Annotated in this window: 8 protein-coding genes; 5 read left to right on the top strand and 3 right to left on the bottom strand. The window is 67.8% G+C overall.

The window, feature by feature from the left end; translation table 11 throughout:
• The first annotated feature begins 197 nt into the window (after positions 1-197).
• The 3 genes from ALI144C_RS08050 to ALI144C_RS08040 all read left to right on the top strand — a co-directional run bounded on the left by ALI144C_RS08050 (position 198) and on the right by ALI144C_RS08040 (position 3,251).
• On the top strand, positions 198-1,286 hold the full coding sequence (locus ALI144C_RS08050) for a methyltransferase (protein WP_076986372.1): 1,089 nt from the start codon (positions 198-200) through the stop codon (positions 1,284-1,286).
• Positions 1,287-1,353: 67 nt separating this feature from the next.
• Complete coding sequence (locus ALI144C_RS08045) at positions 1,354-2,571, top strand: CynX/NimT family MFS transporter (RefSeq protein WP_083752840.1); 1,218 nt, start codon at positions 1,354-1,356, stop codon at positions 2,569-2,571.
• Between the two features lie 11 nt (positions 2,572-2,582).
• A complete protein-coding gene (locus tag ALI144C_RS08040) occupies positions 2,583-3,251 on the top strand; it encodes an ArsR/SmtB family transcription factor (protein ID WP_076986371.1) in 669 nt (222 codons plus the stop codon).
• A 69-nt stretch (positions 3,252-3,320) separates the two neighbouring features.
• Here the strand turns inward: ALI144C_RS08040 and ALI144C_RS08035 are convergent, their stop codons facing one another.
• Both ALI144C_RS08035 and ALI144C_RS08030 read right to left on the bottom strand, forming a co-directional pair.
• Positions 3,321-4,289, bottom strand: a complete 969-nt coding sequence (locus tag ALI144C_RS08035) for a helix-turn-helix domain-containing protein (protein WP_076986370.1) — start codon at positions 4,287-4,289, stop codon at positions 3,321-3,323.
• Between the two features lie 369 nt (positions 4,290-4,658).
• Complete coding sequence (locus ALI144C_RS08030; RefSeq protein ID WP_193441163.1) at positions 4,659-6,308, bottom strand: amidase; 1,650 nt, start codon at positions 6,306-6,308, stop codon at positions 4,659-4,661.
• 385 nt (positions 6,309-6,693) lie between these two features.
• On the opposite strand from ALI144C_RS08030, the gene ALI144C_RS08025 reads away from it, so the two are divergent.
• Both ALI144C_RS08025 and ALI144C_RS08020 read left to right on the top strand, forming a co-directional pair.
• On the top strand, positions 6,694-8,937 hold the full coding sequence (locus ALI144C_RS08025) for a transglutaminase TgpA family protein (RefSeq protein ID WP_083752839.1): 2,244 nt from the start codon (positions 6,694-6,696) through the stop codon (positions 8,935-8,937).
• Positions 8,938-9,238: 301 nt separating this feature from the next.
• Entirely contained in the window at positions 9,239-11,896 is a 2,658-nt protein-coding gene (locus tag ALI144C_RS08020; protein WP_168211206.1) for a PKD domain-containing protein, read from the top strand.
• Here ALI144C_RS08020 and ALI144C_RS08015 read toward each other — a convergent pair.
• Positions 11,852-16,597 carry an nSTAND1 domain-containing NTPase gene (locus ALI144C_RS08015; RefSeq protein ID WP_076986367.1) on the bottom strand — a complete coding sequence of 1,582 codons (4,746 nt, stop codon included), beginning with the start codon at positions 16,595-16,597 and terminating at the stop codon, positions 11,852-11,854. The two genes, ALI144C_RS08020 and ALI144C_RS08015, sit on opposite strands and share 45 nt — an antisense overlap.
• Positions 16,598-16,602 lie beyond the last annotated feature (5 nt).

Raw genomic sequence — 16,602 nt, 5'->3', positions numbered from 1 at the left:
TTGGCGAAGCCACCAGGTCGTCCCAGCCGATCCGGGACAGAAGACTCAAGACGCCGGGAACGGTCGATCGTTAGGTGAAAACGAGTGGAGCGACGCGAAACAACGCGCAGAGGGGGCAATGGTGTGCCGCATATACGGGCATTTCGACTCCACGGCCGTGTGCGCGCCGACTATCCACTGTGGAAGGGGGTGACCTCGTGCTCGTCGAGCGTACCGACCACAGGCTGACCACGACAACGAAGGAGCGCACGATGTCCGCGGATCGAGGAATCACCGAGGACCAGCTGTACCGGATCATGTACGGGTCGATCGCGTTCGAGATGCTGCACGCGGCCAGCGAACTGGGGGTGTTCGACCACCTCGGCCGCAATCCGGGCTCGTCCACCCAGGACATCGCGACGGCGCTCGGCATCGCGCCCTACCCGTGCGACATCCTCCTCACCGGACTGCGGGGCCTCGAACTGGTCCTCGGCGACGAAACGCGGATGACCAACGCCCCGCTCGTCGAGCAGTGTTTCGTCAAGGGCGAGGACGGCAAGCACCTGCCCTTCATCCACGAGATCGTCAACCCCGGCATGAGCGAGTTCATCGACTCGGTCCGCCAAGCCACCAACCTGGGTCTGCGCCACTTCCCCGGTGACGGGACCAGCCTGTACTCCAGGCTGGAGAGCGACCCGGACAAGCTGCGGTCCCTGCACGAACACCTGCGGGCGACGTCCGAGGCGACACTGGCCGACCTCGTGGCGACCGGCGCGCTGGACAACACCCGGCACCTGCTCGACATCGGCGGTGGCACCGCGACCAACGCGATCCCCCTCGCCAACCACTACCCCGATCTGCGAATCACACTGGTGGACCTGGAGAACGTCGTCGAGGCCGCCGCGCGCGCCATCGACAGCCACGGCCTGTCCGACCGGATCGACGTGCTGGCGTGCGACGTGTTCAACGACCCGTTGCCCGTCGGCGCGGACACCGCGCTGCTCGCGCACATGCTGCCCATCTGGTCACCCGAGGCGAACCGCGAACTGTTGTCCAAAGTGTATGACGCGCTGCCCGACAACGGCCAAGCGCTGCTGTTCGACCCGTTGCAGAACGACGAACGGGACGGTCCCGACTACGCGATCCTTTTCCCGGCCTACTACCTGACCATCGCGTCCGGCCGCGGCACCTTCTACCCGTGGTCGACCTACGAGCAGTGGATGCGGGAGGCCGGGTTCAGCGGATTCCAGCGGTTCGAAGGTCTCGCCGTCGCACACGGCCTGCACGTGGGGACAAAGCAGCGGTGACCGGTTGCGGTCATCACATGGTACTCATATTCTAAAGGTCCTTGGAATATGAGCCGAAGGGGAGCTCGTGAGCAACGACAGCATGGCTCCAACTGCGCACGGCGAGGCGGAGAGCCGCACCAACCACGCCTGGTTGCTGGTGGCGCTGGTGCTCATCACCCTCAACCTGCGCCCCGCGATCTCGGCTGTGTCGGCTCTGCTCGGTGCCATCAAAGATGACCTGGGGCTGTCCACCCCGGCGGTGAGCGTGCTGACGACGCTGCCCACGATCGGCCTCGCGGTGTTCGCGTTCCTGGGCCCCCGGCTGACCGGCCGGTGGGGCGAGGAACGGCTGATCGCGGGCAGTGCGTTGCTGCTCCTCGCGGGCAACCTCGTGCGGCTGGCCCCGTCCTCCGCGGCCCTGTTCGGCGGCACCGTCCTCCTCGGCGCCGCCATCGGCCTGGTGACCAGCGCGATCCCGAGCCTGATCAAGCGTGCGTTCCCGGACCAGTTCGCCGGTCTGATGGCGGTCTACACCGTGACGTTGACGGTCGGCGCCGCGGGTGCGTCCGGTCTGGCCAACCCGCTCGCCGAAGCCCTGGATTCGAAGTGGACCCTTCCGCTCGGGATCATCACCATCCCCGTCGCCGTGCTGGCCGTGTTGTGGTGGTCGACGAAGCTGCGGCGAACGTCGCGCCGCCGCAACCACCTGGTGATCCCGTCCGCGATGTGGCGCGACAAACTCGCATGGAACGTGACCGGGTTCTTCGCCTGCACGGGTTTCCTCTTCTACTTCGTGCTCAGCTGGCTGCCGACGGTGTGCCGAGACCGAGGTATGGGCGCGACAGCGGGTGGCCTTGTGCTGTCGGTGGTGGCGTTGGTGCAGGTCGTCGGATCGCTCGTGGTGCCCCTCGCGCTCAAGCGGGTGGGTGATCAGCGGGGGCTGGCGTGTTCGGTCGCGGTGATCAACGGGGTGGGCCTGGTCGGTGTGATGACCGCACCGGTTCCCGCGGGGGTGTGGATCTCGGCCGTCGTCCTGGGAATGGGGCAAGGAATCGGATTCGGCCTCGCGATGACGTTGATCGGGTTGCGCGCCAGGGACGCGGTGACGGCGACGGGACTGTCCGGGATGACCCAGGGCGTCGGGTACACCGTCTCGGCGCTCGGTCCGCTGGCGACCGGCCTGCTGCACAGCGCCACCGGAACCTGGACGGCCGCACTCGTCCTGCTGGTCCTGGTGTCCGCGGTGCAGTTCGGGACAGGCATCGTCGCAGGCAGGCGCGGCGAAGTACGCGCCACCGGATAGACTGGAAGATCATGGCGGAAGAGTTCCCATTCCCCGAACCGGTGTACGCGCAACTGGCTCGGATCGGCAAAGCACTCGCCAGTCCGGTCCGGCTGCGCCTGCTGGACCTGCTCGACCAGCGGGAGCGATCAGTCGAGGAACTGGCCGCGGCAGCCGGGATCGGCGTCAAGAACGCCTCGGCGCAACTCAACCAGCTGCGAGCAACGAACTTGGTCCGCAGCCGCAAGGAAGGCACACGCGTCTACTACCGGCTGGCAGACGAAGCTGTAGCGCGGTTTCTCGGCACAGTCCAGGACTTCGCCGGAGACCGCCTTGCGGACCTGCGCAGCGCCGTGGCCGAGGAACTCGGCGATCTCGCCGCACTCGAACCGGTCACGGCCGAGGACCTGTCCACCCGGATGACGGAGTCCCAGGTCGTGGTCATCGACGTACGCTCGGCTGACGACTACGAACGAGGCCACATCCCGGGCGCCTTGTCGATGCCGCAGGCACAACTGCGGGATCGGCTCAGCACCCTGCCGGACGACCAGGAGATCGTGGCGTACTGCCAGGGCCCGTACTGCGTAGCCTCTCCCCGGGCGGTCAAACTGCTGCGCGAACACGGCCATCAGGCCAGTTCACTCGCGGGCGGCCTGGCTCGTTGGCGCCGCCGCGGCCTTCCCGTCACCGAATCGGCGTGATCCGGACATCCGCCGTTGTCCCAGCAGTTCGATCGTCACGCCGCACACCCGGCCCGCCAGGTGGAGCGGTTACCGAGCAGGCCGGTTGACCGAGGCGCGGTACTCGCTTGGTGTCATTCCGGTGGTGGCGCGGAAGGCGCGCGAGAACCGGTCTGGATGTGGGTAGCCCCAGCGGTTCGCGATGGCTGCGATCGTGAGGTGGGTGTGGGCGGGGTCGGCGAGGTCGCGTCGGCATCGGCGCATCCGCTCTTCGGTCACGAAAGCGGTGGGTGTGGCGCCGTGCCGTTGGAAGATCTGGTGCAAGTAGCGAACCGAGATGTGGTGGGATGAGGCGATCCTGTCGGGGGACAGCTGCGGATCGGCGAGTTCGCGCAGGATGAACGCACTGATCTCGCGGAACAACGCGTCGGCTCTGGATCCCTCTGGTAACGGCGCGGTGTCGCCTACTTGGTGTGCCAGTGCGGCGGTGGCCAAGTCGATCGCTGTCGGTGAGAGCCGGGCAACGTCGGCCGCGGTGTAGGTGGTGTAGTCCTCGGCCAACGTACGCAGGAACTGAGCGAGCAAACGGCCTGTCCCGGTGTGGCTGTGCAACGCGTGGCCACACAGTCGGGTGACCTGGCGGTGGTGGAGGGGCACCATCGTCTTCGGTACCTGGAGCACGACATGGGTTGCCGGAGTGCCGCCGATGAGCAGCTTGTAGGGCGCTGAGCTGTCGAGAACTGTCAACCCGCCCGAGGTGAGCACGGACCGGGTGCCGAACTGCTCGACGGCGTACTGGCCGGATGTGATGACCGCGACGTGGTACAGCTCGGGATCGAAGCCCCGCACCAGCCTGGGGGTGCGCTGGGCCTGTATCCACGCGAAGGTCGCCGTCCCCAGTTTGGCCGCACCGAAAGCCACCCCTCGCGCGAGGGTGACGGGCACACCGACCTCACCGGGCCGGATCCCAGCGGGGACACCGGACAGCACCGAGATCTCAACCCCAGCCTCTGCCTGTTCCCCCAGCAGCAGCTCAGTGGCAGCTTTCGGACGCGTCATCGCCCCTCCCCAGGCGTAGTGCGCTCTGCGCCAACGACTGTACGCCAGCGGCCAGTGAGGGGAGCAGGTTCAGCGCGAATGCTTGCAGACAGGCGCTCTATCCGGCCCCGGGCCGAATACCGCTGTCAGCGGAAACAGCAGCAAAGAGCGTTCGATGCTCACAACCCGTTCAACGAGGGGAACAACGATGAGGAAAAGGGTGCAATCGGCTGTCCTGGCGGCGTCTTTCGCGGCAACGGTCAGCGCCAAATTGAGGTCACCGTAGGAAGCTCGATCTGGTACAGCTACTACGACGGCGGTTGGCGCGGCTGGTACCGCCGGTAGCGGAGCAGGTTTACCGGCCTCCCGACAACTCAGCCTCGCGGAAAGTCAGCTCAGGGGCGGTGTGCTCACCGGAGGCCGACGGTGGCGTGACGCTTGCTCGTAGTCGAAGCCGAACCCGAGCAGTGTTGGTTCGCTGAACGGCCTGCCCAGCAGTTCCACCCCCACTGGCATGCCGTCCGGGGTGAAGCCGGCAGGGACTGTCAAGGCGGGAAACCCCGTGTTGGCGGCGAGAGCGCAGGACCTGTTGCCCTCCTGCGGTTGCCCGACTGGTGCGGCCTGGTGCTGCACCGTCGGGTAGACCAAGGCGTCCAGGTCGTGGTCGGCCAGCAGGGTCCAGAGCAGCCGCTGTGCCTCCGCACGGCGCGCCAGTCGCTGGTGGTAGGCGTCCTGCGGGCCGGTCGATCGGCCCAGCCGGTCCTTGAGCCGCACCAGTACCGTGGGCGTGACCTGGCCGGAGGTGACGATGTCGGCCAGGGTCACGATGTCGGCCGGTGGCTCCAGCCGGGCCAGCGAGCGCGGGAATCGTGAGCCCGCGGCCGCGAGATAGCGGTTGAGGTCGCGCTCGAACTCGTCGTTGATCAGGTAGGAGGCGTCCACGGCCGACAGCAGTGCGGGTTGGGCCGGCAGTTCGACGACGGTCGCACCATGTGACGCCATGTCCTTGACGGCCGCCCTGACCAACGCGGTCGTCGCCTGGGTCGGGGGCGACGTGCCCAGGTAGTCGGAAAAGACCCCGATCCGAGCGCCGTGCAGGGCGGTGTCGCTCAACGCGGCGGTGTAGGTGCGCGGAATCCGGCCGATGGACACCCGGGTGTCCGGGTCGTCCGGGTCGTACCCGGCGGTGGCGTCCAGCACCAGCGCGATGTCGCTGACCGACCGGGCGATGGGGCCGCCGACGTCCTGGGTGTTGGATATCGGCGCGATGCCGTCACGGCTGGACAGCCCCTGGGTCGGCCGCAGCCCGGTCAGGCTGTTGTGCGCCGCGGGGTTGCGGATGGAGCCACAGGTGTCCGAGCCCAGACCGACCGCACCGAACCCGGCCGCGATTCCGGCGGCCGTGCCACCGCTGGAACCGCCCGGGTTGCGGGTCTGGTCGTAGGGGTTACGGGTTTGCCCGCCGAGCGAGCTGATGGTCTCGATACCCGAGGCGAACTCGTGCAGGTTGGTCTTGGCGACGACGACCGCGCCGGCCCTGCGCAGCCTCTCGACCTGTTCCGCGTCATCGGCGGTCCGCCAGTGTCGCAACGCCAGCGAGCCGTTGGACGTGGGCATGTCCCTGGTGTCGTAGTTGTCCTTGAGCAGGATCGGGATACCGTGCAGCGGGCCGCGAAGGTGCCCTCGACGGCGTTCGGTGTCCAGACGGGCGGCGTCGGCGATCGCCGACGGATTCCTGCGGATGACCGCGTTGATGCCGGGCTGGTCGGCGTAGGCCCGCTCGTAGGCGTCGATGCGGGCCTGGTACGCCTTGACCAGTTGGACCGAGGTGACCCGGCCGCTCTTCACCAGCCCGCGCAGCCCGGTGACGTCCATGTCGACCACCCACCGGGCGATCTCCCCAGGAGTTGCGCGGTTGTCGGCCAACGCCGCCCCATTGCCCGCCGCCGCACTGGTCGGCACTGCGGCAGTCGCCAGGACGACGAGACCGGCCGCGAGGACCGCTGATCGGATGTGCCATCTCGGCCCGCGTCCTGCCACATCGGCCTCCTCGTCGCCGCTCGGCCCCTCGATGGACAGCTGACGGAGACGTGCGGTACGCCCTGCCAGCCGGTGACCGGGACCGATTGTGGAACGAATGTGCCGCAACGGCTACCCGCCAGATGGGGCTCATCACGCCGCCCGCACGCACGAAGAGCCTCCTCGAATCGCGTGAGGAGCGCCTCGATTGACTGTTCCCGCGCTGCGGCTTGACGCGACGCTGATCCGCCAGCTTCATTCCACTCTGGACAGTCTGTGTGGACTCCGGATGCCGTCGCCCGTCGCCTCGCCCTGGTGGCGACGGGCGACGCCTGGGAGACGCGTGAGTGGCGGAGCAGACTGATTGGCACGCAACGTCTGGTGTGGATCATCGTGAGGGTGCAAGATGGCCGGCATGCCGCCGCCCGCCAGAGGTGTCGAACGACTTCTTCGCCTTCTCGAGGTCGCCTTGTGTCTGGCAGGAGTGGGCGTCAGCGGCTCGCTGTACGGCGATTTCTTCGCCGCTGACGACTACCTGCCATGGTTGGGCGCGGCCACACTTGGCGGGGGCGGGACCGCCGCGATCGCGGCGCTGCGCCGTTGGGCAACGTTTCGCACCGTGTTGACGGTGGGCGGCGGATTCGCTGTATTGGCGGTATACGGCGTTCTCGGTGACACGGTCGAGCACGGCCTGCCGACCCGGGCGACCGCCGTGGAGCTGGTCAGCGGGTGGGCCCGGATGCTCACGGTGGCCCCGCCCGCGGACGTGCGCGGCGACCTGCTCATCACCCCGGTACTGATCACGTGGATCGCAGCGGCCGCAGCCGCCACGGTCGCGCTGCGCACGCGTTGCGCGCTCGCGGCCTGCGCTCCGGCAGTGGTGGCGTTCATTGCCGCACTGGTGCTGGTCCAGCCAGCGGGCACTCAAACCGCCGTCACCGTTGCGCTTCTCTCCATCACGCTGATGGTGGTGCTGCTGCGCACCATCCGCAGAGAGGCGTCGAATCGCCGTGTGACGATGAACTGGCTCGGCTTCGGGATCCCGGTGGTCGCGCTCGTCACCCTGGTGGGTGTCCTTGGCTGGCAGGTCCTGCCTCTGGCCACCGGCGAGCACCGCGCCGATCCTCGAACGCTGTTGTCGCCGCCGGTCCGGATCACGAACACCCTCAACCCGTTGGTACAGATCAAGAGCCAGCTGCAGGAGCCGCCGCGCCCGCTGTTCACCGTTCGGATCGACGGCGGCTCGGGCGTGGACCGGGTGCGGACCGCCGCACTGGACAGGTTCGACGGTGTGCAGTGGACCTCCACGGACCGCTTTCTCGTTGCGGATCACGACCTTGCGGCCGACCCGGCGATGACCACGGCCCGGCAGGTCACCATGCACGTCACGGTCACGAACCTGGCCGGACCGTTTCTTCCCGCGTTGGGGTGGCCCACCCGGCTGGATCTGACTTCGGGTGATGCGGGCCGGATCGGTGTCAGCGTCGACTCGGGCGTCCTGGCCACCAGCGGGCGGATGGCATCCGACTTCGGTTATGCCCTGACGGGCGTGGTGAGCGACCGTGATTCCGCGCTGCCGAAGGCCATGCCCAGCAGCACCGCGGAATACCGCCGTTACACGGTTTTGCCCGGCAACCTGCCGCCCCCGTTGCGCCTCCTGGCACAGGAGCTCACCGCTGCTGAGTCGACCCCGTACGACAAACTGGTCGCGATCGAACGCGAACTGCGTGGCCTGCCCTACCGGCTCGACAGCCCGGCCGGTCATTCCTACGCCGCGTTGACGAGGCTGCTGACCGGAACCGGGCACCAGGACAACGAGGGCTACGCCGAGCAGCACGCTACGGCTTTCGCCGTGCTGGCACGTGCCGTGGGCTTTCCCACGCGGGTCGCCGTGGGTTACCGCCTGCCCGGCGACCTCGCCGGTACGCACACGGTGACCACCCACGACGCGCACGCCTGGGCTGAGGTGCATTTCGACCGATACGGCTGGACGGCCTTCGAACCCACCGACGTCACGAGAAAACCCGGCCAGAGCACACCGGCGCAGGGCGCGACGGTCACGCCCCGCCGGCCGAATCCCCCGGTGGCGGCGCCGCCCGCCGTCCAACCCGTGCCGGACGTACCTGGCCGGACGGATGAACCCAGTGACGAACTGGTGCCCGGCTGGGCGCTCGCCGCCGCGCTGCTGGTGGCGTTGTTCGTCGTGACGGTAATGGTTACCACAGTGGAGAAGGCGCGTCGAAGAAGCCGTCGACGTCGCACGGGCGACAACGCGGCGCGGGTGCTGGGGGCGTGGCACGAAGCTGTAGATCGGTTGGTCGAGCGGGGTATGACCGTACCGGTGTCCCGTACCGCCCTCGAAGCCGCGGACCACGTCACGAACCACGTCACGGGCCTGTCGGGCGCGACCGCGGACACGTTGGTAAGCCTGGCGCGTCTGAGCACAGCGGCGGTGTTCGCGCACGACGAACCGGACGACAACGACGTACGTGAGGCCTGGCGGTTGGAACATGAACTGCGACGGCGGCTGTACGCGCGAAGGTTCTCACCGCGCTGGCTTCGCGCCAAGGTCGATCCCCGGCCGTTGGCGGCCCAGTGGCGCGAGGCCAGACAGCACCGGAAGTCCTTGGCGCGATTGGGAGTCGAGTGATCGCATGAAACGGCGCAGGGTGGGCCCGACGCAACTGCGGGTGGCAGCGTGGATCCTGGTGGCGGCCGTGACGACGACCGGGTTCGTGGTGCTCGGCGCGGACCAGGTCCCGGTCGCCCCGCAGGTACGGATGCATGTCGGCTCCGCGTGGGTGGCGTCCAGCCAAGCGGGACAGCTGACACTGCTGGACGGCACGTCCGCGACAGTCTCGGCTCGAGTCCCGGTCGCCCCGCCCGGCTCCTCGCTACACGCAGTCCAACACGGCATGAACGGGTACGCGGTCAACCGGTCACAGGGGTCGGTGGTCCGGGTCGACGGCGCTACGCTGACGCCGTCCGGTGCGGTGTCCCCGGTCACGGGCGCCGACGACGAACTCACCGTGTTCCCGACGCCGCACGCGCTGTTCGCGCTGGACAGGCGACAGGGGCTGCTCGCCAGGTCTGACCCGGAAACCCTGACGCCGCAGGGCAAGCCGTACCAGTTGGACGCCCAGCCGTCGCCGGACGGCTCGGTCGTGGACCCGGACGGCCGCCTCTGGACGCTCGATCACCGCACCGGCGATCTCGTCTGGTTCGCCGACGGCACCCGTCACGCGCGGGCCCGCGCAGGCACCCCGGGCAGAAGCAGGCTCGTACTGACCGACGGCCGACCGGCCCTGCTGGACTCCGCACGGCGCACCGCGGAGTTGCTGAACCGGGACACAGGAGCCGTGACCCAGTCGGCACCGGTGAACCTCGGGCCGGACGACGCCGCACCGGTCAGCGGCTCCCCGCAGGAGAGCAGGCTGCTGGTCTCGGCGGGTTCCCGAGGCCACCTTCTGGTCTGCGACCTCGGCGCCCAGGAATGCACACCGGTCGTGCTCGCTCCGGGACCGGTGGATCTCGGTCCGCCGGTGGAGGTCGGCGACCGCGCGATGGTGCCCGACTACACGACCGGACGGGTGTGGGTCGTCGACCTCGTCGCGATGCGCCCGGTGGCCGAACGACGGCTGTTCGACTCGCCACGCCGGTTCGACCTGCTCGTCCGGGACGGCATCGTCTTCTACAACGACCCGAACACCGAGCAGGCCGGTGTGCTCGACCTCGACGGCCGGGTGCGGCCGATCACCAAGTACGACCGCGCCGCCCCTGGCCAGGGCCCCAGTGGCGCGCCGACGCAACCCTCGCCCGGCGGACCACACGACAATGCACTGCCCGGCGTTGGCGCTGGGGGCACGCATGCCGGTCCACCCAACGACATCCCCACAGGACCACGCGACAACGTGCCGCCCGTTGCCGGACCCGGGGACACCCGGACCGGAACACCGGACGACACCACGGTGTCCATTGTGGTCAGCCCGGGTAACCGGGGCGTCGTGGCAGCGGAGTTCCGGTTCACCGTGGTGACGGCAGGCGCCGCTCGCGCCACCGAGGCCCAGTGGACCTTCGGCGACGGCACAGCGGCGACCGGTACGGCCGCGCGCCACCGTTGGAGTCGCCCCGGTACCTTTCCGGTCGGCGTCACCGTCCAACTCAGCACAGGACGACAGGCGACTGCCGCCGCCGAGGTCGTGATCGACTTGCCGAGCGCCCCGCCCCGCATCGTGCGGCTCGTCGTGGAGCCTGAGGCGCCCCGCGTCGGTCAGCAGGTGCACTTCAGCGCTGAGGTGACCGGCCAGAGCCCCCGGACGTGGGCGTGGACCGTGACCAGCAACCGGGGCGTCGTGACCACTTCGACAGCGCAACGGTTCCCGCACGTCTTCGACGGCACGGGCAGCTATACCGTGACTCTCACGGTGACCGGCGAGGCTGGCTCGGACCGGCAGTCCAGGCCGATCACCGTGACGCCGCCACCGCGTGAGGCGAAATGCGGAGACACCCTCACGACCGATGCCATCCTGACCAAGGACCTGATCTGCCCGCAGGAGGTGGGCCTGACGATCGCCGCCAGCAACGTGACCCTCGACCTCGGCGGCCGTACCCTCTCGACGGACGCGCCCACGAAGACCAGCAAGGGAATCGTCGTGGAGGGCGACGGAACCTTGTCGAACATCACCATTCGCAACGGCACGGTCGCCAAGTTCGTCACCAGCATCCGAATGACCGACGCGAGCGACGTCACCATCGCCAACGCGACCATGCTCACGCCACCTGCGGAACAGGCTGGGTATGGCATCCGGGGAGACAAGGTGCGCGGAGCACAGATCCGCAATGTCAGCATAGACAGCTTCGGTATATTTCGTTTTCGCTACGGATCGTCGGTCACCATCGTGGGATCAACTCTGATGGGAAGCGAGCAGTTTTCAGTGGGTGGCGTCCCGACATGCGAATTGGACACTTCCTGCGTTATTCAGAGAAGCAGTCTGCGCACCAACATAATCTCCTGTGATGTGCACAATGAAAATGGGAACACGTCGATCACCATCACCGAGAGCGACGTCACAGCCCAACAATTGTTTGGCCTCTGCGCAGCAACAATAAAGAACAGCACATGGAAGAAGCTTGGAAACATTTTCGTCATCAGCGTGACGTTAGCGAACAACACGTTCCTACAACAGCATTATACACAGGTTTCATTCGGCCAATTTGCCATCATCAACAACGTGTTCGACGGGTCGGCAAACTCGCCGGAGAAACGATCTTCAGGGCTGAAGATCATCCGCAGTGCACACGGAACGCTGACAAGGAACACGTTCTTTCGTCACAGGGGCCACGGTGTTGAAGTTGCGGATCAGACTCAGGGGCCGCGCACTATCGAGATTTCCGAGAATGTGTTCGAATCCAACGGCGAACGTTTTTCCGGGCGAGATGGCCTACACATTGACAACGTCCCGCCGGGAGTACTTGTCACGGTGACCAACAATCACACCAAGAACAACTTGGAATACGGCATCAACGCAAATCCCGGGAGCGTGAAGGACGGCGGCGGGAACACCTCATTGGGAAACCCGAAGGGGTGTCGTGGTGTGTTCTGCCCGTGACGCGGCGGCACAGGGTGGAGCGGAGTCGGCACCAGACGGCAGAAGCGCCCGCTCCTCGGGCGTGTAGTCCCGATTGTTGATCCGGCACAGATGCCCCAGCCAGCGCTCGAAGTTCATGTCGATCAACTGCGGCCCGAACTCGGTGACGGCGACCAGAGTGCCAGCGTACGACGACCATCCAGCCGGTTGACCCGGCGAGCGCACGGTCGCCATGTGACCGCGGGCGTCGAGCCCCCAGACCTGCAACTCGCCGTTGCCGGAACCGGTGATCAGCTTGCCGTCCGGAGCGAAGGCCACCGGTGACACGTCACCGGGCAGGGGAATGGTGCGGGATTCGGCGCTTCGGTCAGGGCTCCAGAGCACGAGTTGTCCAGCAGGCGCGAAGTGTGCGGCAACACGGAGTGCGGCAGAATCGATCACGACAGCCGGATGCGAGTTGTCCGGTCCTTGGTGGAAGGTTCGTACGGCGGCCTTCCGAATCAGGTCCCATATCTCGAATCCACCACTGGACACGACGAGCACCTCATGCGGGTTGGCGGGCCACCTGATCGTCCTCCCCCAGTTGCCCCTGCGGGTGCCGAACCCGTACGGTCCGCAGTTTTCGCCGAGAAGCTCTCCGGTACTGGGTCGCCACCGAGTACACACCTCGTCCATCACCACGGCCACGTCGTCGTCCGTCAGCGGCAGGATTGAGAAATCGACCCCGAAGTAGTTCACTTTGAGGCGGTCGTAGGCGGTCGGCAGCGCAATCCGCCGTCGCACGGTGAAATCAGGGACGGAAATCACTATCACCTCAGTCGACTTGCCCAAAACGAGCAGATACCGCCCGTCAGCGGTGAAGATCGGCGGAGGAGACTGCACCACCTCCAGGGTTTCCGCTCCACCCGTGATCATCCGACGGGTGTCCGACTCGAAAGCCAGCAGCCCGAACTGATCAGTTGTGGTTATCAGCCGACCATCCGGACTCAGCGCAGTGGACCCGGGCACTTTCGACGGGGTGAATGGAGGAAGGTCGCCAGCGGGGCCCGCTGCGCGTAGCCGAAGCAGCGCACCGGTGTCGAACGCGAAGACGGTCGGTGGGGCCGACTCGTTTCCGAGCGCGATGATGTTCTCCACATGACGTTCGCCCGTCCGCCGGTCAGTTGGTCGGCTCCGGAGCGAGTAGGACTTGCCCGTTTGCAGATCGACGAGTTGGATCTGCTGGAAGGAGTGCTCGGGAGAACCGAGGCGAAACACCGCGTACCTTCCGCTCAGGTCCGTGATGTCGGCGGCGTCAGTGCCGGGGCACTCGAGTACCGCCCGGGTGAAACGAACCGCGCCGGTCGTGGCGTCCCGAACCGAGAGCCGGGCGTTCTGGCATTCGACGAACACACCGTCCCGCGTGACGAAGTCAGCGGGAACCTCCCGCAGCACTGCGCCCGATGCGAAATCACGGAGCACGTTGCGGCGCGTTCCGTCGACACCGTGCTCTCCGAACCAGGCACTCGTGCCGTTCGGCGCCACTTGGCGCACGGAGACGTCCCGCAGCGCGCGTGGCGGTGCGACGCCGTGCGCTACAGGCTGGCGTTGTGCCACGTCCCATATCTCGACCAAGTTCGATCCCACGTTCGTCTGCTTCAGCGTGACGACGAGCGTGCTTCCGTCCAGTGCGAAATCCGCGCTCCGTGCCTGGACAGGGTCCACGCCCTCGCGCGGCCCCGCTTGGCGCAACGCCACCGGTGCGCCGCGAGACCCGATGTCCCACAGGGTGATGCCGCCGTCACCCGTCACCGCGGCAAGCCACCGGCCGTCCGGGCTCAACGTGAGCCGGTACAGGTTGGAGATAGTGGCCAGGAACCAGCGTTGCGGCGCTCGGTCGAGCAGACCGGTCCACAGCGTGATCCGGCCGTCCGGCCCGGCCACCGCGACCACCTGGCCGTCGACCGTGCCAGCGGTCATGGCGACCGGCCCTTCCCAAAGGCCGCTGCGGATCTCTTCGACGTCGATGTTCCTGAGGTAGTGCTGTAACAAGGCGGCGTACGCGTCCCGGTTGTCCGGGTCGTGGCGCCACGCCGCCTGTGCGAACTGCAGGGCCGCCAACGGGTCGGTCTCAGCACGCCGGGCAGCCTCTTGTCCCAGTGTCACGGCCGCCGCTCGGCGGAGTTGTTCCGTGAGTTCGTCGTTCTGGTTCGCCGCGATCACCGCGGCCACCCCCGCCACGAGCGCGAGCGTCGCGATCAGCGCTGTGATCGCCCACCATCGGCGCACTCCACGCCGTTGACGGGCCCGGCTGGCGACGACATAGTCCCGTTCTCCGTCGGTGAGCCCGGTGGGTCGTTCGGCCAGCCAGTCCTCGGCCGTGGCCAGTGCCGCACCACGCAGCAGCGTCTCGGGGTCGTTGTCCGATCGACGCCATTGGCCCAACGCGGTCCTGAGTTGCTCCTGCCAGGACCGGAAGTCCCTTGCCGCGACGAGCCAGTCGCGCAGTTGCCGCCACTGCTCGATGAGTGCCTCGTGGGCCAGTGCGACGACCTCCGGGTGACCGGGATCCTGGCGGATCACGACCAGCCGGTGCGCGGCGAGCTTGCGTGTGAGGGCCTGCGCCTCGGCGTCGAGTTGGTCGAGCCGGGCCGGGGTGAGGGTGAAGGCGTCGTGCTCGTCGGGACGGGCCAACTGGACCAGCAGGGCCTCGGCCAGCCGTTGCTCGTTCGGCAGGAGTTGCTCGGTGTAGACCTCCTGTGCGTAGGCGGCCAGTGCTCCCGCCACCCCGCCTTGGTCGTCGTACGCCTGGTGGGTCAGCATTTCCCCTTGCCGGGATTCCCACAGCAGAGTCAGCACGAACTCCACCAACGGCAGTTGGCCGGGTGCGTCCGCGGCATCGGCGAGGATCCGGTCGACCAGCCCTGGTTCGAAGGACGCCAGCGGCAGGTCGGCTGGTCCGGCGACGGCGATCCGCAGCTCAGCCTGCGCCATCCGGGGCACCGCGACCATGCGCAGCACCGGCGCCACTTCGGGGGTGAGTACCTCGTCGACGTCCGCCGACCGCGCGGTGAACAGGGCGCACAGCGCGGGTGGCTCGGCTGGCCCCGCCCGAACCAGCCTGGCGACCAGGTCGAGCAGTTCCCGCGCGGTCGCCGGGTCGGTCGCGACCAGTTCCTCGAACTGGTCCACGAACAGCACCAGCCGCCCCACCGCGTCGACGACCACGCTGGCCAGCGACGGAATCCGTTCGGCGGTCAGTCCGGCGGTCGGCTCCGTTCCCACGACCGGGCCGAGCGCGTGCGCCAGCAGCTCCGCCGGTTCGATGCCGGGGGTGGGCCGGAACACCGCCACGGCCGCGTCCTGCTGGCGTAGCAACGGAAGGATGCCTGCTCGAACCAGCGAGGACTTCCCGCTCCCGGACGCTCCCACCACCATGACCAAGCCGTGCCGCTCCAGTTCTGTGCTCAACTGGCGGACCTGCTTGTCGCGGCCGTGGAACAAGGCTGCGTCCTGCTCCTGGAACGGCCGCAGGCCGCGGTAGGGGCAACCGGGCCGGGCCGCGCGCAACAGTTCCGGATCCGGTGTCGGGACGGCATCGCTGGAAGCGTGCGCCCGCAGCAGCGTGACCAGCGCGTTGGCGTGAATCTCCCGCACACCGACGTAACGGGACTGAGTCAAGTCCGCAGGCGGGGTGTGGTCTGTCCGCGGGAAACCGAGGAACCCGCCGTAGGCCGTGGTGGCGCGGCGGAACTCAGCCTGCCGATCAGCCGTGGATGAGACGAGTGGGGCGAGTGGTTGGTCGACGAGAGCACGGAACAAACCGGCGACGCGGTCATCGGTCAGGGTGTACAACCCGCGTAGCCAGTCCCCGACTTCCCGGCTGACCAGCAGCAGACGCGCCGGTTGCGCGGTGGCCGCGCGCGTCGACAACGCTGTGGCGACGGCTTGGACCTGCGAGACTTGGGTTTCGGCGTCGTCGACGACCAGCAGCAGCGGGCTGTTGATCTCGCCCACCGCGGCCAGATCGGTTTCGGCAGCCCGGTCATGGACGATCCCCGCGACCCACCCGCGTTCGGCGAGCTCCTGGCACAGGCGCAGCGCGAGGCGGGTCTTGCCCTGTCCGGTCGGGCCGGTCATCAGCCGAGCGGACACCAGGTCCGGCGCGTCGATCCAGGCGACCAGGTCGGCGAGCTCGGTGTCCCTGCCCGCGAAGGGCACGATCTCGTGCTCGGCCCGTAACCAGGTGCTGGGCAACGAACTCCGGTTCGGCGGCCGAACCGGGGTGACGATCCGGGTGAGGGCGAGGTCGGGTATCAGCCCGGCGAGCTCACCGACCAGCCGATCGAGGTCCTGCGCGTCGTTGCGGTGGCTCAGCCGCAGGTACTGGGACCGGGCCAGTGCGGCGATGTCAGCGGGGAGATCCGCCTCGGCCATCGGCGACATGTGATCGAGGAACACCGGGATGACCCGTAGGCCGTGGCGGAACGCCTCGGCGATCTCGGTGTGGACCCCGTCGCGGGAGTTCCCGGCATCCCGCCAGCGGGATCCGATGACGGTCAGCAGAACGTCGCACTGGACGAGGCTCTCGTGCACGGTCCGAACGGAGTCCTCGCCGGGGCGGATCGACCGGCTGGCCAGGAAGACGTGCTCGTCGCCGAAGCGAGCGGAGAGCTCTCTCGCGATCAGTGTCGCGGCCCAGTCCCCGTCCCCCGCACGGAAGTTGACGAACACTCCGCCCATATGGT

The organism is Actinosynnema sp. ALI-1.44, from assembly GCF_001984155.1.
GTDB lineage: Bacteria > Actinomycetota > Actinomycetes > Mycobacteriales > Pseudonocardiaceae > Kibdelosporangium.
Note: the sequence above shows the minus strand (reverse complement) of the source record. Positions and strands in the feature narration are given on the sequence as shown.